The organism is Bacteroides sp. D55t1_190419_B8, assembly GCF_015558905.1.
Taxonomy (GTDB): Bacteria; Bacteroidota; Bacteroidia; order Bacteroidales; family Bacteroidaceae; genus Bacteroides; species Bacteroides vicugnae.
In genome coordinates this window covers 143,634-162,892 of the sequence record NZ_JADMOU010000005.1, presented here as the reverse complement: position 1 = coordinate 162,892, position 19,259 = coordinate 143,634, and the positions used below count along the sequence as shown (strand labels likewise).

The window sequence follows — 19,259 nt, the reverse complement described above, 5'->3', positions numbered from 1 at the left end:
ATAGAAGAAAAATCAATATATCATTTAAAAGTTGACTTTGATATTTTTTCGGAAAATAATATCTTCTGCATTTCTCCCGATCATAATTGTATAATCTCCATCAGCTTTTTCCCAACCGGACTGACCGTAATACGCTAGTCGATCAAAAGGAATTTTGAGTTGGATTGTTCGTTTCTCCCCTTTTTTTAAAAACACGTTTTCAACAGCTTTGAGCTCTTTTACCGGACGGGTTGATTCTCCCCACCATTTTCGGGTATATATCTGGATTAGTTCGTGTCCGTCCATTAAGCCGCTATTATAAATAGGTATGTTGACAGAAATAAATTTTTCCTCAATGCTGATGTCAGGCTGCCCATATTCAAAAGTTGTATAGGAAAGGCCGTAGCCGAATGGATATTGTGGCTTGTTGTCAATATCAATGTAACGACTTGAGTAGTTGCCTTCCTTGTCTACTGCCGGACGACCTGTGTTTTTATAATTATAGTATACAGGGATCTGACCTATATGCTTGGGAAAAGACATAGGTACTCTTGCCGACGGATTATATTTTCCTGTTATGACATCCACCATGGCATTACCGGCTTCTGTTCCGAGAAACCATGTATAAAGAATGGCGGGTGCTTTTTCTGCTATTTGGTTAAAGATTAGTGGTCTTCCACCCATTAGTAAGGTTATGCATTTTTTATTGACCTTATAAATTTCACAGGCAAGTTCTTCTTGTACTCCGGGAATATGTATGTCACCTCTTGAACGGGCTTCCCCACTCATTCCCCAGTTTTCTCCCAAAGCCAATATAACCAAGTCGGACTCTTTGGCTGACTTGATGGCAGCCGGAAAACCTGACCTATCATTACCGGAGATAGAACAACCTTCTATAAAAGTGATTTCAGTTTGTGGAAATTTGTTTTTGAGTGCTTCAAGTAAGGTGACGGCAACATCTGTTTCGGCAGCTACTGTCCAGTTGCCGTCCATAGCCCGTTGGAAATTGGCCAATGGTCCGATGACGGCTACTTTTTGAGGTATCTTCACTGGAAGCAGACTGTTGTTTTTGAGTAAGATAATGGACTTGCAAGCCATTTCGTATGCTGTTTTCCGGTGTGAATCCGTTAATATTTCATCAGCTTCTTTCTGGCTGTTGCAATATCGATACGGATCATCGAAAAGACCTAATTGATATTTTTGTACCAAGACTTTGCGAACTGCTTCATTTAAGGTAGCTTCTGAAACTTTCCCGGTTTCTACTAATTTCTTCAGTTGGTCGGAATAGACATTACTTTCCATATCAATGGTAACTCCTGCCTGAATGGCTTGCATAGCTGCCATTTCCCTGTCTTTGCTATAACCGTGTACTACCATCTCCCAGATGGAAGCCCAGTCGGAGACTACGAGCCCCTTATATCCCCATTGTTTATAAAGCAGATCATACAAGTATGCATTGCCGGAGGAAGGTACACCGTTAATCTCATTAAAAGAGCACATAAAACTGGCCACCCCATTCTCTGCTGCAACTTTGAACGGAGGAAGGTAAACATTATGTAATGTTTGCATAGAAATATCCACAGTGTTATAATCTCTGCCTCCGATAGCTGCTCCATAAGCTGCGAAATGTTTGGCGCAAGCCATTAGCTGGAGTCCGTCGTCGAAAGGTTGCTGGTAACCGTTAATCATTGCTTTCCCCATTTCGCAGGCCCAGTATGTATCTTCTCCCGGTCCCTCCATCACTCTTCCCCAACGAGGATCGCGAGCAACATCAAGCATTGGTGAGAAAGTCCAATGAATACCGGAAACCACCGATTCACGTGCTGACACCCGGCATGATTGCCATATGGCTTCTGTGTCGAAACTGGAAGCCATGGCCAGGGGAATAGGAAATACAGTCCGGTAACCATGAATGACATCCAGTCCGAAAAGAAGTGGAATATGCAGTCGTGATTGCATGGCGAGTTCTTGCATGGAACGAGTTGCATATTCACCGCATACATTCAACATAGATCCTATTTTCCCTTCTTTAATCAGTTTCCGCTTATCTCCGGAATCAGTGATAGGACCGGTTGCCATTTGGAATCCCGTTATCTGATTAAGTTGCCCTATTTTTTCATCCAATGACATTAACCGGATGATAGAATCTGCCTTGGTCTCATAACTTTGCTGGGCAAAGATTGAGGATGAAGTGATTATTCCTAAAAGGAGTATGATGATATGTTTCATGTTGTTTCTTATTTTTCAGTAACGCCTTTCCAGCTATCTGTACGAAATGGAATAGCGGGAAGACCTTGTGCATTAAATAGATTGGCGGCGGGGTTGTTGCTCCAAGCATAACGGACAGCAACCGGTTCTGCTATATTCTCGTTGTATACAATGATTTTTCCATTTGCATCAATAAATGCTTTTGCCCATACAAATTTCCGGTCTTCTCCGGCAATGCTGAATCCTTCCAGATAGCCATACTTGTTATGAATAGTCAATTGAGAACCATATGTATTCATGGTAATAACAGCTGTATTTTCTTTAAAACTGACATTCTGGAAAGTAGGACCGCTGTAAACAAGTGAGTCTCTGCCATAATCTTTGTGCAATGCAATTAAGGATAGGCGTCTGCCCACTTCCTGTTTATTTGTAGGGTGTATACTATAAGCGTCGCCGATGTCATATATAGTGGCCTGTCCTGTGTGTGGCAGTTCCAATGTCATAGCTTGAGATTCCCGAAGTTCTGCCCATGAACTTTCGACAGGGGTCGTGTCTTCCGGATACAGGTTGGCTAATTGTACCCAATAGAAAGGTAATTCATACCCCCATCGGGTTCGCCAATCTTTTATCTGTGTTTGAAATAGTGTCCGGTAATCATATCCTGCTCCTACATTATTCTCTCCCTGATACCAGATGACTCCTTTTATACGGAAAGGAGTGAGCGGATGAATCATTGTATTATATAAGGAGGAATGTACCATGTTGGGAGTTATATCCAATACATGGTAATCTGCATTGGCAACTGACATTTGATATTTCCAGTTTCCTGCCAGAGAGTGACGGGTATTGTCAATTTCCAGATAGATGTCCGCTTCCTGTCCCCACATGCCACCACTTCCTCCGTTATCAGTTACTCTGACAGTGATGTTGTTACTACCTTCTTTCAATATGCCGGGAGGTATGGAATAGATTCGTGGAGTATCCCATCCACTGGCATTACCAACTTTTGTTCCATTCACCCATGTGATATCTGCATCGTCGATGGTTCCAAGAGAAAGAGTGGCGGGTCTGCCTGCTTCCGTACAAGTTAAGTTCAGATCATATTTGAACCATACATGTCCGTCTATTAGTGATAAAGGAGTTGTTCCCCATTCACCGGGCACTCTCATTTCTTCCCATGCCACAGTGTTGAATCCGGGAATAAACCACTGGTTGTTAATTCCCGGATCATTTTCCATGGCATCCAGAAAAGCCTGTTTCTGTCCCTTGTTCTGGCGAATATATTCTTCCAGATTATTGACGACTTCCATGTTATATTGCTTTTGAACGTTGGAGGGGAGTGCAGTAAAAGCTTCATCACTAATCCATGTTTCAATATCTGTTCCTCCCCAAGAAGCGTTGATAATCCCAATAGGAATTTGCACTTCTTTATACAGAGCTCTGGCATAATAATAGGCTATTCCCGAAAAAGCTCCGACAGTGGAAGGAGAACATATCTCCCATTGGGCATTAAAATTGTCCTGTGGGCTGTTTTTGATGCTTTTAGGTACTTTTAATGCTCTGATTTCCGGATAATTGGCATTTTGAACTTCTTGCTTTGAATTGGCGGACTGTTCAACAGTCCATTCCATATTAGACTGTCCGCTGCATAGCCAGATGTCTCCAATCAATATATTTTCTATTTTAATACTGTTTTCTTTTCCCTGGACCGTTAGAGAATAAGGACCTCCATAAGGTATAGGAGATAAAATTATTTCCCAAGTGCCGTCTTTCTTACACCGTGTATTCACTTTCTGATCATGAATACTGACCGTCACAGTTTCATACCTGTTTCCCCATCCCCAAATCTTTATGGGCATATCCCGTTGTAACATCATGTTGTCGGTGAAGTATCCGGGCAGTTTGATTTCTGCCCGGATACTTTGAGAGATGAGTAAACAAAATATGACTAAAAAGAAAGTATCATATTTTTTGAATCTATCCATTTTTATACGTTTTTATCGATTAATTGTCTGTTGCAGGGATAAAGAGTACTGCATCTGCTACAACTATTCCATCTGCTTCTTCGTTCGAGATTCTCACATAGTTATCCATTCCCTTTGTAAGTTTATATTGTCCGATAGAGACCCATTCTCCGGAAGTTTGTCCTTCTACAACAATATCCGAAGATCGGATGATCTTTTTATGTAACTCATTTCCATCGTAAATGTCTATGTGCGTTTGTGTAGTAGCATTTTGTACTTTGGGGAAATAAGCATATATTTCATACAGATTGTCTACCGGTATGACCGGAGTATATTGTATGGTTTTAAGATTCTTTCCTTTGGAATCGTCAGAAAAGAAATCGGGACCATAAGCTTTCCATATTTCAGTTTTCCACTCTCCGGTACGTTGAACATGGGACGTATCATGGTTGTCTATCAGGATTTCCGGTTGGCTTTTGTCCGCCAATGGGTTTTCTCTGAATTCTTTCAGGATAGCTTTGGCATCTACTTTCTGTACGCAATTATCATATTTGTCAATAGCCTGACCGGCGGCAATGGCTGCTGATTGTGCTAATACCATGAATACCGGTTCCATGCGGATTGAGCCATATGCGATGTGTGACGTTGACAAACAAACAGGGACCAGCAGATTTTGCACTTCATTTTGTTTGGGAGTGATGGCTCTATATGAAATAGGGTAGGGGCTAAAGCCTCCGATTTCTACATTCCCTTCATTTTTCACCATGCCATTCACGATATGGCGGTCACAGTTATGTGAGTCCATGGTATAGGCGGCCCAGCCTATACCGTCCGTTACAGTTTCCCTGCCTTGGCAGTGATGTTGTGTCATGACCAGTTCACCGATCATCCGTCGGGCTTCACGTACATACAGTTGGTGTGTCCAGTGTCCATTGTCTGTGTATTCATCTTTCGGGTAACCCCATTCCAACATCTGGTTGCGGATTGATTCGGGAATCCGTTCGTCATGTCCCACGAAGTAGAGCAGGCCTTTGGTATAATCTTCATGGAATTTCCAAATTCGTGCCCGTTCTTCATAGTCAGCATCCGGGTAATTCCAATTTTCACCTATTACATCTGTAGAAAAACCTCCGAAGTTATTAATGTCTGTCTTTCCATTAGGCATATCACTCCAAATAAAAACATCTGTATGTTTATTCCATGGATGTAACTCTTTGAGCCGTAGCAATAATTCATAGCGTGAGGGATTGTAATTGTCCGGTTTGGTGATTGGAATCCGATTTTCCGGACGGTTTGTTAATGTTATCCTGAAGTTGTATGCCTGTACTTTTTTGTCACCGGTTCCATTTGAATTGACCGGAGCGGGATTGATACCATAAATTAACCCACTGGTTGAATCACCTTTTATCTTATAGGGGTCTATACCGTCAGGGAATTGATGACGGTCCATTAACTCGACACCATTATATGTTTCTCCATATTGACTGTTCGCTTCTCGTCCCACTATATAGGAAACACCACTTTTTGCCATCAAGTCTCCTTCGTAAGAACAGTCAATAAATACCTTTGCCCGCACTTTTCGATTGGTAGTATGGTTCGGATGTTTACTATCCTCCAATGTAATGGTGGTGATGGAGTTTCTTTGTTTTTCTACATCGGACAATCGGTTTTCATACCAGACTTCAATTCCCGCGCGTTTTATGTAGTCTTTGAAAATGGTTTCGGCCACGCTTGGCTCAAATATCCATTGTTCTAGTTTTCCATAGTGTGTGCCCAACCGGCGATAGAAATCTAGCGCTAATCCTTGCACTACATACTTGTTTCCAATGTCAGTAAATCCTAATCCTCCCGAACTCATGCCGCCTAAATGGCGGCCAGGTTCGATGAGTAAGACACTTTTTCCTGACTGTTGTGCCGTATAGGCTGCGATTACACCTGCCGATGTACCGCCATAGATACAAATATCTACTTCTTTAACTGATTGTGTACGGCAGGAAATCATTGTTGTCAGGATAACTGACAGTAATAATATTATTCTATTTTTCATTTTTACATTAAGTACTTTATAGGTTATTTATTTGAAATCAAAATTCATTACCTTAAAGGACATGGTAGATGAACTGCCTCCGGCAGCTTTTGCATAGATTCCAATCGTACATTCTCCTCCTGTTACATTAATTTGCATGGAATTCTCTTTCCAACCGCCTCCCGGTAATGTCATTTTCTGTTGCGTTTCGTTTCCGTTTTTATCAATCACAATGAAATAAACCCCGTCAGTGGCAGCTGAATTTCCCGGATAACCGGCTGCTTGACAAGATAATATGTAAACTCCATCGGTCAGGTTTGTAAGTTTTTGGGTGACTCTGCCTTCAAATCCGCTTGTTGCGGAGATATTGTTTTTAAGATAGTAAGCTCCTGTGGGGGATCCGGCTGCAATGTATGCGTCAGTAGCCAGTCCGAACAGGCCGCTAGTACCGCTTGTTGTCCAATGTTCCATGCTGTTATTGATGAAAAAGCCGTTTTGTAGTATTGCATTGCCACTTTGTTTCACGATGATTGTTACATTTGGAAAATCTCCATTGGGATGTATCGTTATTGAGGTTCTTCGTTGTGTGACATCATTAGGAGACGCTGTAAGTTTGAAACCATTGGCGGTAATATCGCTTATGCTGCACCAAGTGTCAGTTGGAGGATCCACTGTATAATCTATATTTGTGGCAAGAGTCACATATAGTTCGCCACCGGCTTGTGCGAATGTTTTATTCAATTCCTCGTCTGCTATGGAGAAGTTAGGATCGCCTTGTTCTTGTGTAACTTTGATGATGTAGAAAGGAAACCCTACGGTAGCTACTACTACATCGACACTTCTTGTTGTTGTCAATGCATTTGTATTGACAGAGAAGAAAAAGCCATCTTCCGTTTTTTCTCCGATGGTGCACCATGGTTCGGAAGACATAGGTACATAATTGTCTGTGGAAGTTACGGGTATGAATATTTCGCCACCACTTTTTCCGACAGTTAAATTTTGTGCGCTATCTACTTGGAAAATTTTTCCGGATAGTTCATTGTCTTTATCGCAACTAAATATGATTAATGCGAATGTGACTATCATTGATATTTTCAAATACTGCTTCATATGTAGATATAAATATAGTTATATATTTTATTTAGAAAATGCTCCCAAATAGTTGATTCCCTGAACCGGATTTCCAGCAAAATCAGTATCGGCCATTCCGTCGAACAATATTCCGTCCGTGAAAACTTTGGATTCAGTTGGCCGGAATCTTAGGGCCTGACTGAAACCATTGGCTGAAACGGGTGCATTTATTTTCGGATCATAACGGAGTGGAGATGAATCTATAATAAAGGAACTACCCACATGGAAAAACAGATTGTTTTCAAACGAATACTTCTCCATATTGTGAAGGTCTATTTTTCCCGTACATGGAGTCATTGACACAAAAATATTGTTCCGGTAAGAAATATCATGAGACTTTCCGGCATTAGCCCAGTCGTCAGTAAAAATGATTACTGGAGTTGTCCCATTATCCAACACAATTGTGTTGTTGTAAATGTCTGTTGCTCCCACATTACTTGAAACTGTCATCAGACTGCCACGGTAACTTCCGTCATTCTTGTAGAAAATGTTATTGCGGATAACCGTTCCGCTATGGTCTCCTGTTTTTATATTACACAGAAGAATGCCTCCTCCTTTATTATGATGAACATAATTGTATTGTACTAATGTGTTTTTGCAGGCAATATCCACATCAAGTCCCTGACCATCGGCACTGCCATGAGCCAGCCAAGTGTAGGCGGCTTCGTTGTATTGCATGACGATATTAGTACAGCTATAAGGCCAAAGGCCAGCACTTGCCTGTCCGTTTCGTCCGAGGAAGTTGGCATGGAAACAACGGTTATGATCAATATAAGAGTCGGTGGAGCCCATTAGGATCAAGCCGTCGCCACCGCAGTAGCTGAAATCATTGCCTTGTATCACCACATTTCTGGATGGGTACCAGTTTTGGTCGTCGCTAATATATTCATTATTGCCGTTGCCCGGTTTGTCACGTTGTCCCCATTTCCCCTGAATCAGGATTCCTGTGCGGCATACCTGACGAATAATGTTGTTGGTGATAAAGAGATTTTCATACCAGCTGGCACCTTGTTCTTGGGTTGTAGCATTTTCGATGATGATACCACCGAACTCTTTATTGGAGAAGCGGCTATCCGGTGCTATTTTTTCTACATCGATCGTTTCCGGATCAACATTTTCAAAAGGTATATCACCGGTCCAGTTCACTTCTTCGATGAGGCAGCCTGTAATTTCTACATTGAGGAAAGCTCCGGCACCTTGGATTTGGGTTTGTATGCGAATACCACGTGTTCCGGTCTTGTTGGTTACACGAATATTGCGGAAACGCATATTGTCATCCTGGATCAATACGGCTTGATCGCCTGTTCCGCTGATGGTAGGACGTTCTGTTCCTCCGTAAATGTCCATAATAAATGGCTTGTCGACACTACTGTTCAGATTTTTCAGAACCAGATTTTCTGCAAAGACAGAACCGCTTTTCAGCAGGACTTTCATCTTGGGAATCTTGACCATATATGTAACTTTGGATAACGTTTTGAAAGGAGTTGCCTCGCTTAGGCCGTCATTTGTATCATCGTCTGTATCAGTATCTACATAATAGACAGTATAATCGCTTTCGTCGATGACGGGGATTGAAGGAGGAGTAATTCCCTTGTCGTAAGTCACTTCTATTGATTGATTGGGTTTGTTATCGATCGGGTCATTGTTCCCTTCACAACTGTAGCAACAGCAGATAAATGCATATAGCCATATATATTTTTTCTTCATATTATTAACTTGATTATGGTGAAAATATTAATTTGTATATCCCGGATTTTGCTTGACCACCCCTTCTGATTCGAGAATGTATTTGGAGGGTATGGCAAAACGTACTTTATGACTTGCCGACTGGCTATTGGGAAACATTGCCTTGGAGTCGGAAACAAATACTCCATGCCGTATTTTATCCTGACGCGACAAACCTTCTGCCATAAACTCATGTAACCGTTCGTTGAGGATGGCTTTATTGAAAGCATCCTTGTCCGACGTTTGTACATCAGTCAGTTCGGGTAAGTTTACGCGGTTGCGAATTTCATCAACAAGGTCGATAGCTTCCTGTGTCGGACCATTGTTGTTCATATTGATACATTCCGCTAATGACAGCATAACATCGGCAAAGCGGTAAACAATCAAATCTACTGAAGCAAATTCACCTCCGGTATAGGTATGGTCATCTACTTTTATGATGGCCGCTGCGTTAGCAAGGAATCCGTGCGTGCGGTCATTTGCTTCATTGGTGATACTGGTATAAGAAGTAACGATGGAGTTTAACCGGTCATCACCACTTTCAAAGGTGTCGTAGAAATCCCAGTTCATGCCGAAGGTAAACCAGCATTGCCTGTCCTCGCGATAGCGTACCGGCCAGAATTGAATGATACTTCGGTTTTGCATTCCATCGGCAAGTCCACATGGAATGGCATGGATGATCTCTTTGTTTTTGACATTATATTTGTTAAAAATTTCTCTGTATTTACCTTTTTCCATCAAATCATACGTGGTTCCGCGATAACTGTACAGTTCTCTTGCTATTTTTTCGGCTTCTGTATAATTTTTATCTATCATGTAGAATTTGAGTTTCAACATCAGTGCCAGTCCTTTGGACACTCGTCCCCAATCGTCATCTTGTCTGATGGGCAGTTCGGTGATGGCATCATCCAGATATTTGTGCATGATGGCGGTGTATTCGGTATCGCTCAAACGAGGGATAAGTATTTTTTCATTCGGATTAGCCAGTGCTTCTTCTGTGACCAATGGTACAGGGCCGAATAAGTCATAGAGAATGAAACCAATCCAAGCGTAAATACATTTTGCTTCAGCTATGGCTTTTGCTTTAAGCTTGTCGGTGATAGGGGCAGCTTCTATGCGTTTGATAGTTTCCAATACAGAAGTAAGTTTGTTATATTGCGAGTACATCCCTTCGGCAAAATCCTTGGCATACCCTGCGGGAGCATTTTCTTCCCAACGCTGTTCCTGATATTGCGGATAACCTGTGGCAGTGGTCCAACGGCTAGCCAATGTACCAGAGGTGAAGTCAGACACTACCTGATAGCTATATTGGTCGACTCCGTAGAAACTGCCGTATCCCATTCGGAATGGACCGTAGTACAACCCTGCAAGTGCTTTGTTCACATCGTCTTCATTGCGGAAAAAGTTTTCAGGATAGATTTCATTGTATGATTCCCTTTCGAGTGTGCAAGCCTCCATTGAAAGGATTATTGACGCAATTGCTATTATGAATTGTATTTTTGTTTTCATGATGATAAGGGTTAAAATTTAATATCCACACCAACAGTGAAAGAACTGGTACTCGGATACGTGTACACATCGTATTCTGGATCATATCCTTTGTAAGGGGTGAGTGTCAGAATATTTTTCATAGATGCATAGAAACGCACAGACTGCAGGACCTTCTTGGTAATACTCTTGGGAAGTGTGTATCCTAACGTGATATTGTCCAGACGGATAAACCATGCCTTTTCCATAAAGTAATCGGCATATCCAAAACTTGACGAAGTATTCTGTGTGAAAGCCGGAATGGTAGACGTAGTATTATTGAAAGTGAATCGATCGTTGAAATAAGGAGAGGTGTTGGTGCCTTCATAAGGGCCATAAGCGATGTTCACCAGATAATCAGTGTTTTTATAATGATTAAACTTACCATACATATGGATGTTCAAGTCGAAATTCTTGTAGGAGAACGTGTTCGTCCAACTGACCGGTATCGGTGTCTTATTATGAATAACGACCAGGTCGGCATTATCGATCTTTCCGTCCGGTTCGCCCAAATACATCGGACGACCATCGGCGTCTCTCATTATACTACCATCTGCATCGTATAAATAGCCATTAATGTCCTTGATTTTAATAGTGCCGGGAAGGGCACCGGGCATATGAGGAACTGTTTCTCCGGGCATGATTAACCCGTCTGAAAGATAGCTCCAGACGTCGTTCCAGTCAATGTTACGGGCCGGAGTATTAATATCGAGTACCTCAGACGGATCTCGTTTGGAGGTAAAGTCACGATAATAAGTCAATGTGAACTGGCTGCGCCAATTGAATCCGGATTTGGTGACTACGGTTCCATAAAGTGAGAGGTCAACTCCTCGTGTGTTGTCTATTCGCTGAGTATTGTAATTTAATGTGTTGATTTCGTGATACGACATCAGGTTCTTTGTACCGATACGGTCTCTGATTTTTCGTTCGTAAACATCAATGGTACCGCCAAACTTATTATTGAAGAATCCGAAATCCAAACCGATATTGATGTCTTGCTGTGATTCCCAGGATAAATCTGGGTTGCCAAGTACGGCGAGTGCTACACCACTTGTCAATTTGTTATTGAAATAATAATCTTTTCCGGGAGTATAATAAGTACGAGTGCCGGTCAGACTTCCGGCATATCCGGTGATACCTGCTCCAAATCGGAGTTTTAAATTTGACAGCCATTCGATTGGTTTCATAAATGATTCTTCGTTCATACGCCATGCAACAGATATACCACCAAAATTACCCCATTGTTTATTGGCTGCAAAGTTGGACGACCCGTCTCTACGAAAATTGGCGGTCAGCAGGTAACGATCTTTATAGGTATAATTCAGACGTGCGATAAAAGAAGCGTTCTGGTCTGTAGTTTTTGAAGATGACGCAATAGGCTTTTCGTATGTACCAAGATCGAGGTTATGCCATTTCACTCCATCGTATGGAAATCCGCGATTTTCACCACTCAGGCTTTCCGATACCACTTTCTGATACTCCCAGCCCGCCATCAATGTTAAAGCGTGGTCGTTGGCAAATGTCTTGTTGTAAGTGGCGGTCATATTGATGTAGTAGTTCGACAAATTGTTTTCGTTGATTTTGGCGATTCCTCCATTGGCGTTGATCCCTTCTTGAGTAGTCATAGGGAAATATGCACCGGTACTGGCAAATTTCCGGTCATATCCTACGGTTGTTTTTACTACTAAACCTTTTGCTGGCATAATATCCAAGAAAGCGGAGGTCAGAAGGTTATCTTTCTGGGTTAGCATGGTGGCATCCAGAATAGATGCGGGATTTTGGGCCAAACCATAGATGCGTCCAAGAGCGTAATTACCATTTTCATCTCGTATCGGAATCGTAGGATCATATTTGCGTACTGCCATGAAAAGGGTTGTTGATCCTGACTTTCCGGATATGGGCACATCATTCGACTTTATATGTGAGTAAGAGACTGTTATCCCTCCTTTGAAATACTTGCTGAATGTCTGGTCGAGGTTGATGCGGCCTGATGTCCGGTTGTAATCGTTATTCTTGACAATTCCGTCATTACCCATATATCCCAATGAAATGAGATAGTTGGATTTTTTACCGCTGCCACTGACTGAAAGATTGTAATCCTGTATCTGTCCGTTTCTTGTCACAGCATCATACCAGTCTGTTCCTCCTGTGAAATTCTGAATCTCGTCCCAGCTGTAATTCCATGCCTTTCCGGCAGCTTCGTAACGGCGGCGCATCTCGTTAATGTCTTCGGAAGGCGGAAGAGTTCCCCACGGATAATATCCGCTGGATTGCATCCACCGTTCAAGTTGAGAGTCATTGGAAGCGATCATGTATTCTTTGGGGTTCATTACTTCCGGTTTTTCTGCGATCCACTGGCCTGTATAGGAAGCTTTGAAGGAAACATTCACTTTCTCGTCTGTCGATCCGCGCTTGGTTGTGATTAGAATGACACCTCCGGCTGCACGGGAACCGTAGATTGAGGTAGCGCTGGCATCTTTCAAGACTTGAATATCCAGAATATCGTCCGGGTTAATATTATCGAGTACACTTTCCTTGTCACCTTTCCCGAAATTAAGCCCCGGATCAGGCTCCCACATCGTACTGACTGGTACACCATCTACTACAATTAATGGTGAGGCACCGGCGGCCGCACCGCGGATTTGCATCCAAACAGCGGCGCCCGGCTGACTGCTGGTTTGCGTGAAAGACATACCTGCTACTTGTCCTTTTAGTGCTTGTCCCAAAGTGGTGGAACCTATTTGAGGCATTTCTTCCCCTTTGATGGAAGAGATAGAACCTGTTAAGTCTCTTCTTCTTTGGGCACCATATCCGATGACTATTACTTCATCGAGTGTTTGAGTGTCAGGAATCATATTGACTTTCAGATTTGTCTGGTCTTTTATTTTCTGCTCTTGAGTGAGATACCCTAAATACGAGAATATTAGTGCGGTATTAGGGTCTGCATCAATGGTGAACTTACCGTCAATATCTGTAGTCGTACCTTTAGATACACCTTTAACCTGTATTGATACCCCGATGAGAGGTTCATTGTTCTCATCTACTACAACGCCTGTCAATTTTTTACCTTTTTCTTGCTTCATGGGGATAATGGCAAAGGTGTTTCCACTCTTTTTGAAGGTTAAGGACATTGGAGGCAATACCTTATTCAGAAAGGTTTCAATCGGCATTTGATTGACTGTAATAGTCACTTTCTTTTCTTTTGTCAGGTTTACATCCCGATATGTGAAACGATAAATTGTCTTATTTTCTATTTGGTCTAATACCTCTTGAAGACTTGCATTCTTGACCGATAGAGTGATCTCTTTGTTTTGAGCGCATAAATTCACCGGATGAATGACTAAAATGAAAAGAATACTAAACAAGATTAGATAATTATTGCTACATTTGTAGCGATAACTTTTCTTAAGATAAAAATTATCCATCATATTAAATATTAAGGTTGATACTAAAAACTATTTGCAAGTTTGTATTGACTATGGAACCGGAGGGTCTGCCAACCTTTCGGTTCCAATTTTGTTAGGGTGCTCTCTCTTTCATATCTGTTTTTTTTTAAGTGATTACTTCATTCTTATCAGGATTTTACCATTTTTCTCTGTGTAGGTAAATTGATAGTGCATTTGTAAGAGTCGCAATACTCCATGAATATATTCTTCTTTAAAGCTACCGGTAAAGAGGTCGGTATTATATTTGTCTCCGGTTATCTGAATTTCGACTCCATAGCGTTTTTTCAACTTTTCTATGATATCAGAGAATTTGGCAGAGCGGAAAACTAGTTCTCCCCGTGTCCAGGCTGTTTCGAAGTGCCCGGTAGTTTGCCGGGAGGATAGCTGGTGATTCTTCTTTGAATAAATAACTTTCTGACTAGGTTTCATAATGATAGGATGCTGACTGTTATTTTTGGTAGTCAGTTTTACTGCTCCTTCTATCAAGGTTGTTTCTACTTCGTCCTGATCCGGATATGAGTTGACATTGAACTTTGTACCCAATACTTCAATTTCCACGTCATCAGTATGTACATGGAAAGGTTTTTCTGCATCTTTAGCTACTTCCAGATAGGCTTCTCCCGTCAGGTATATATCTCTTTGGTATAATCCGAAGTCGCTGGGATAGGAAAGGGAGGTGGCTGCATTCAGATATACTTTCGTACCGTCAGGGAGAGTGATTGCTGCTTTTTCTCCGCTTTCTACTTGGATGGCTAGCTGTTGATCGATAAATTTATTCAGTTTATCGTTGGTTATATATAAGTGGATTTGTATACCTATAAGTAAAGGGATTGCAATGACTGCCGCCACTTTTGCTATAAATAATAAGGTATGCCTCATGGATGATTGGGATTTAATGGAAAGTTTTCTTGCTATTTGCTCAAATGCTACAGGTGAGGTAGCTTTTGTTTCATATTGCTCCCATACGTCGGACATTGCCTGCTTTAATTCTTCATCTGATAACTCTGTAACAGAATTTTTCAGTACCTTTCGTTCATCCGGAGTGATATTCTCATTGATGAACTTATTTAATAGATTATTTATATGCTTTTCCATGTAATGACTTTGTTGTTCTATAAGTTAATACGGGAGGAACTAAAAAGTCTACTATGGGAAAGTGTTTTTTTTCGGTATTATTCAAAAAAAATGGTGAAAAGAAGAAGAAAAGCACTGCCTACTTCTTTTCTTAGAATGCGGATTGCAGCTGAAAGTTGGTTGTAAATGGTCTGTTCACTGATATTTAGCTTCTCGGATATTTGTGGGGAAGTCATTCCCATCTCTTTGCTTAATTCAAAAATTTCTTTTTGACGACTCGTCAGTTTTTCTTTTGCTTTATTCAGCCGTTCTACAAACAGATCATAGTCTAGTTTCTGTTCGACTGAAAAAGGATTGCTGATTGGTAGGTTGTCGGAATAATCCAGATAACTTTCAAAGATGGGATTGTTGAGACGTTTGCGGAACTCGTCTATAATTAGATTATGGGAAATTTTAAATAAATAAGATTTGAAAGATTGGGTGGGATCAATGCTTTCCCGGTTAGTCCATATTTTGATAAAAGTATCCTGAACAATGTCTTTGGATAACTCGTGAGAACGGGTCAATCCGAAAACAAATCCGTATAAATTACCGGCATACCTATTATATATAACTTTGAAGTCATTATAAGAGCCACACCGTAATCCTTCTATGTGCTTTTCAATCTTCATATCGATTACATTCCGTATTTTTAGAGACAAAGTTACTGAAATATTTCATAGAAATCTCTATCTTTGTTACTCGTTTTTTTGAGTTTGAATTTTAATTGGATATACAACCATGAAAATAGGAGATAAAGTACGCTTTCTTAGTGAGGTAGGCGGTGGAATCGTCACTGGATTCCAAGGAAAGGATTTTGTGTTGGTGGAAGATGCAGATGGATTTGATATTCCGATGCCGATACGTGAGTGTGTCGTGATTGAAACGGATGACTATAATTTGAAGCGTAAACCGACTTCTTCTGCTCCAAAACAAGAGGGAACTGCTAAACCGGTAAAACCGGAGATGCCCGTCATTCAACGCCAGCCGGAAGTGAAGGGAGGAGATACGCTGAATGTATTTCTGGCTTATGTGCCTGAAGATGCAAAGGCTATGATGACTACTCCTTTCGAGACTTATTTGGTAAATGATAGCAATTATTATTTGTATTACACTTATTTGAGTGCAGAAGGAAAAGCCTGGAAGAACCGTTCGCACGGGTTGGTGGAACCCAATACCAAATTGTTGCTGGAGGAGTTCACAAAAGATGTACTGAATGATATGGAGCGGGTGGCCGTTCAGTTGATCGCTTTCAAGGACGGTAAGCCTGCAGCTATCAAACCGGCTGTCAGTGTGGAAATACGGATTGATACCGTGAAGTTCTATAAACTTCATACCTTTAGCGATTCTGATTTCTTCGAAGAACCGGCGTTGATTTATGACATTGTGAAAGATGATATGCCTACTAAACAAGTATATGTTTCGGCAGAAGAACTTCAAGAGGCTTTGCTGCAGAAGAAGTCTGTAGATAAACCCAGATCACAACCTATTGTGAAACCGAACCATGCTCATGGTGGAAAGAGTGAGATTGTCGAAATAGATCTTCATATCGACTCTTTACTAGATGATACTCAAGGAATGGGTAATGCTGAAATACTGAACTATCAATTGGATAAATTTCGCGAAGTGATGGAGGTTTATAAGAACAAGCGTGAGCAGAAGATTGTCTTTATTCACGGCAAAGGAGATGGTGTGCTTCGGAAAGCCGTTCTTGATGAATTGAAGCGCAAATATAGTAATTGCCGTTATCAGGATGCTTCTTTCCAGGAATATGGGTTTGGAGCTACGATGGTGACTATTAAATAATAGAATAAAAAAAGTGGAAGCCCAAACTGGCTTCCACCCTCTCTCTCTTTTGCATATTACTCATTTTACTTATTCAGTTCAATACCTTTATTCTGTAAAGTGATGTTCATCAATGCAGCATACTTGGCATACTGTTCAGCACTAAGAGTCTTTCTCATCAGCTTCAAGTTACCATAAACAGCGTTACGCAATTTAGCTTCTTTATCTTTCTTTGCTGTTGTGGCTCTTGACATCTGTTCGGAGAAATAATCGCAGATGTTTGCAACCTCTTCACTCTGAACTGAATTCAAGTTCAAATATTTACCTAATTTACTAACATTGATGTTACCTTCCCATTTTGCAGTTGTAGGTTGATTTCCGGCTGCAAATGTTGTAGCAGCAAGGCAGAGCGCTGCCACTAATGTTAATCCTAAACGTTTCATAATACCTACTTTTTTAATTGTTATACCTAAAAACTATTCCTAAAAACAAATCTAATACCTATTGAAAATTAGTCTAAGCGCTTAGTTTTTTCTTTTTACCTATGCAAATATAAGAATATGTTTTATAGCATAAAAATAAAGAAAAGGAAAAGATTCTATTTAGCCTCATTTCTTGATGTAAGTCAAGAGATGATATGCTTTTTGATACAAAAACGGTTCTTTATGAAACATATTTGTAATACGTGTGCGAAAACGATAGTGGAAATAATCTGCTTTTTAGGATTTATTCCTGTTAAAATGATATTGAGCAAAGGAACGTGACTAGGAAAGGAACACTGAAATCAACAACAAAACCATGGAAAATGGAAATGATTACAAATTCTTTTCCCGAATATCGGGTAATAATAGGAAGAGTGGTATCCATTGTAGTGGCTCCACCAACAGAAATAGGGGCTAGCTTTCCGAAATACTTCACTAATAATGGCGCACACAGCAAAGCGATGATTTCACGCATGATATTGGAAAGTAATGCAATAGTTCCCAATTCGGGCCCCTTGTATTCAGTAATGAAAATGCTGGAAAGTGAATAATAGCCAAATCCGGCTCCGACTGCCATACAGTCTAAAGGGCCTCGTTGGCTCATAAAGGCTCCTGCTACGGCGCAGCCTGCTAATGTGCCAATGATCGTCATGATGGGAAGGAATACAAGCCGCGGATTCAGGGAGCGAAAACTCTTCAGGGTATTCGGATCGTTACCAATACTGATACCTACGCAGAACATGAGTCCGCAGAGGGCATAGTAACTGAGCTTGCTGTCGGTGAAGTCGTATGGAATGAGATGATAAACTCCACAAAGAGTACCGATAATGAAGAAAGAGACGATAATCAAACTACCTTTCATGCTTTTGTCTCCTTTCCTCTATTCCATCTATATAATAGATACCATAATCCCCAGGCACATAACGTACTTCCTGCAACGGCAGCTACAGTGATGATAATAGCTTCCAGTCCGAGAGTATGCAAACCTTTGATAATAGATTCGTTACCTCCTACATCTATTCCGAGAAGAAAGAGGAGAATCCATATAAGAAGAGTAATTATCTTGTGTATCCATGATAGTCTTTTACTGCGTAACAAGTAGCCAAGAAGCATCCCTGTCAGCATAATTCCAATAATGATAAACATAGTTAGTGCCTGCTTTTTGGCTGCAAAGATAGTATTAAATGTATATCCCGACTAATCTCCTCCACGATTTCTTTCGTAGCCATTGACAAACATTCGGTCATATTATCCAGGCAAGCGGCATTGGCGGACGGTGAATCTTCGAATCTTTGCGCTTTTGTAGTTTGCTGATATTCTGTAGAGTAAGTTTTGTCAAGCAGACAATCTTCCTTTTGAGTGAGGCGGATAGAAATGGCAAGACTGGAAGTTGCCGGGCGAATTTTGTTATTGACAACCTCCAACATTTCTCCCTCAAACCAAGGGATGCTTGACTGGTTGAGTTTGATTCTGCCATACGTCTCATTCTTTCTGATTTTTACTTCCAGCCGATAGGCGGAATCGGGAATTATTTTCCCTTTCTGATTATCTATCAGATGGTAGCAGGTGCTACTGTTACATTCGGTAAGCAGTGCCTCCGTCAGAAATTCCCGATAGAGTTGGGTGAGCGAAGACTCTCCTAACCGGAGATGGAAAAGCTCACCTTCGTAGTTATATAACAGTAACGGTATATACGCAGACTTTTTTCGTTTCACGCTCGTGTAATAATCCATGTTGGAATAGTCGATGAAGTCCAGATATACGGTTTGGTCTGCTTTCTCCTGATAGATAGGAGAAGTGAGCTCGTAATACAAGCTGGATTTTAAGGCTTGTATCTCTCTTAGCATACTCCGGCTGCTTCGGCAGGAACAGA

General features: G+C 41.1%; 14 protein-coding genes. 1 reads left to right on the top strand and 13 read right to left on the bottom strand.

Translation table 11 applies throughout. From position 1 onward, the window contains the following. Positions 1-24: 24 nt before the first annotated feature. The 9 genes from I2I13_RS06665 to I2I13_RS06625 form a co-directional block, all read right to left on the bottom strand. Positions 25-2,208 (bottom strand): glycoside hydrolase family 3 N-terminal domain-containing protein, encoded by a 2,184-nt coding sequence (locus I2I13_RS06665; RefSeq protein WP_195649148.1) that lies wholly within the window; start codon positions 2,206-2,208, stop codon positions 25-27. A gap of 8 nt (positions 2,209-2,216) precedes the next feature. After that, complete coding sequence (locus I2I13_RS06660; RefSeq protein ID WP_195649147.1) at positions 2,217-4,172, bottom strand: sialate O-acetylesterase; 1,956 nt, start codon at positions 4,170-4,172, stop codon at positions 2,217-2,219. 19 nt (positions 4,173-4,191) lie between these two features. After that, a complete protein-coding gene (locus I2I13_RS06655; protein WP_195649146.1) occupies positions 4,192-6,198 on the bottom strand; it encodes an FAD-dependent oxidoreductase in 2,007 nt (668 codons plus the stop codon). Positions 6,199-6,225: 27 nt separating this feature from the next. Then, positions 6,226-7,263 carry a BACON domain-containing protein gene (locus I2I13_RS06650; protein ID WP_195649145.1) on the bottom strand — a complete coding sequence of 346 codons (1,038 nt, stop codon included), beginning with the start codon at positions 7,261-7,263 and terminating at the stop codon, positions 6,226-6,228. Positions 7,264-7,314: 51 nt separating this feature from the next. Continuing rightward, the gene (locus I2I13_RS06645) at positions 7,315-9,015 is read right to left on the bottom strand and encodes a right-handed parallel beta-helix repeat-containing protein (protein WP_195649144.1); all 1,701 of its coding nucleotides are present in this window, start codon (positions 9,013-9,015) and stop codon (positions 7,315-7,317) included. A 27-nt stretch (positions 9,016-9,042) separates the two neighbouring features. After that, on the bottom strand, positions 9,043-10,542 hold the full coding sequence (locus I2I13_RS06640; protein WP_195649143.1) for a RagB/SusD family nutrient uptake outer membrane protein: 1,500 nt from the start codon (positions 10,540-10,542) through the stop codon (positions 9,043-9,045). 11 nt (positions 10,543-10,553) lie between these two features. Beyond that, positions 10,554-13,988, bottom strand: a complete 3,435-nt coding sequence (locus I2I13_RS06635; protein WP_195649142.1) for a TonB-dependent receptor — start codon at positions 13,986-13,988, stop codon at positions 10,554-10,556. A 132-nt stretch (positions 13,989-14,120) separates the two neighbouring features. After that, the gene (locus I2I13_RS06630) at positions 14,121-15,101 is read right to left on the bottom strand and encodes a FecR family protein (protein WP_195649141.1); all 981 of its coding nucleotides are present in this window, start codon (positions 15,099-15,101) and stop codon (positions 14,121-14,123) included. Between the two features lie 77 nt (positions 15,102-15,178). Then, positions 15,179-15,751 carry an RNA polymerase sigma factor gene (locus I2I13_RS06625; protein ID WP_195649140.1) on the bottom strand — a complete coding sequence of 191 codons (573 nt, stop codon included), beginning with the start codon at positions 15,749-15,751 and terminating at the stop codon, positions 15,179-15,181. A gap of 109 nt (positions 15,752-15,860) precedes the next feature. Between I2I13_RS06625 and I2I13_RS06620 the strand changes: the two genes are divergently transcribed. After that, on the top strand, positions 15,861-16,925 hold the full coding sequence (locus tag I2I13_RS06620) for a DUF2027 domain-containing protein (RefSeq protein WP_195649139.1): 1,065 nt from the start codon (positions 15,861-15,863) through the stop codon (positions 16,923-16,925). A 65-nt stretch (positions 16,926-16,990) separates the two neighbouring features. On the opposite strand, the gene I2I13_RS06615 is transcribed toward I2I13_RS06620, so the two are convergent. The 4 genes from I2I13_RS06615 to I2I13_RS06600 form a co-directional block, all read right to left on the bottom strand. Continuing rightward, positions 16,991-17,347, bottom strand: coding sequence for a hypothetical protein (locus tag I2I13_RS06615; RefSeq protein ID WP_004299310.1), 357 nt, complete (start codon positions 17,345-17,347; stop codon positions 16,991-16,993). A 292-nt stretch (positions 17,348-17,639) separates the two neighbouring features. Beyond that, entirely contained in the window at positions 17,640-18,248 is a 609-nt protein-coding gene (locus tag I2I13_RS06610) for a lysine exporter LysO family protein (RefSeq protein ID WP_004326224.1), read from the bottom strand. Beyond that, a complete protein-coding gene (locus tag I2I13_RS06605; protein ID WP_008650120.1) occupies positions 18,245-18,532 on the bottom strand; it encodes a LysO family transporter in 288 nt (95 codons plus the stop codon). The genes I2I13_RS06610 and I2I13_RS06605 overlap by 4 nt, the downstream gene beginning before the upstream one ends. Before the next feature lie 2 nt (positions 18,533-18,534). Continuing rightward, on the bottom strand, positions 18,535-19,233 hold the full coding sequence (locus tag I2I13_RS06600) for a hypothetical protein (protein ID WP_229128581.1): 699 nt from the start codon (positions 19,231-19,233) through the stop codon (positions 18,535-18,537). Positions 19,234-19,259 lie beyond the last annotated feature (26 nt).

Bases quoted from the DNA above. Each gene is read 5' to 3' on its own strand.
- I2I13_RS06645 (WP_195649144.1), bottom strand. From the start codon at position 9,015: ATGAAGAAAAAATATATATGGCTATATGCATTTATCTGCTGTTGCTAC.
- I2I13_RS06600 (WP_229128581.1), bottom strand. From the start codon at position 19,233: ATGCTAAGAGAGATACAAGCCTTAAAATCCAGCTTGTATTACGAGCTC.
- I2I13_RS06655 (WP_195649146.1), bottom strand. From the start codon at position 6,198: ATGAAAAATAGAATAATATTATTACTGTCAGTTATCCTGACAACAATG.
- I2I13_RS06625 (WP_195649140.1), bottom strand. From the start codon at position 15,751: ATGAAGATTGAAAAGCACATAGAAGGATTACGGTGTGGCTCTTATAAT.
- I2I13_RS06615 (WP_004299310.1), bottom strand. From the start codon at position 17,347: ATGAAACGTTTAGGATTAACATTAGTGGCAGCGCTCTGCCTTGCTGCT.
- I2I13_RS06605 (WP_008650120.1), bottom strand. From the start codon at position 18,532: ATGTTTATCATTATTGGAATTATGCTGACAGGGATGCTTCTTGGCTAC.
- I2I13_RS06610 (WP_004326224.1), bottom strand. From the start codon at position 18,248: ATGAAAGGTAGTTTGATTATCGTCTCTTTCTTCATTATCGGTACTCTT.
- I2I13_RS06660 (WP_195649147.1), bottom strand. From the start codon at position 4,172: ATGGATAGATTCAAAAAATATGATACTTTCTTTTTAGTCATATTTTGT.
- I2I13_RS06650 (WP_195649145.1), bottom strand. From the start codon at position 7,263: ATGATAGTCACATTCGCATTAATCATATTTAGTTGCGATAAAGACAAT.
- I2I13_RS06620 (WP_195649139.1), top strand. From the start codon at position 15,861: ATGAAAATAGGAGATAAAGTACGCTTTCTTAGTGAGGTAGGCGGTGGA.
- I2I13_RS06665 (WP_195649148.1), bottom strand. From the start codon at position 2,208: ATGAAACATATCATCATACTCCTTTTAGGAATAATCACTTCATCCTCA.
- I2I13_RS06640 (WP_195649143.1), bottom strand. From the start codon at position 10,542: ATGAAAACAAAAATACAATTCATAATAGCAATTGCGTCAATAATCCTT.
- I2I13_RS06635 (WP_195649142.1), bottom strand. From the start codon at position 13,988: ATGATGGATAATTTTTATCTTAAGAAAAGTTATCGCTACAAATGTAGC.
- I2I13_RS06630 (WP_195649141.1), bottom strand. From the start codon at position 15,101: ATGGAAAAGCATATAAATAATCTATTAAATAAGTTCATCAATGAGAAT.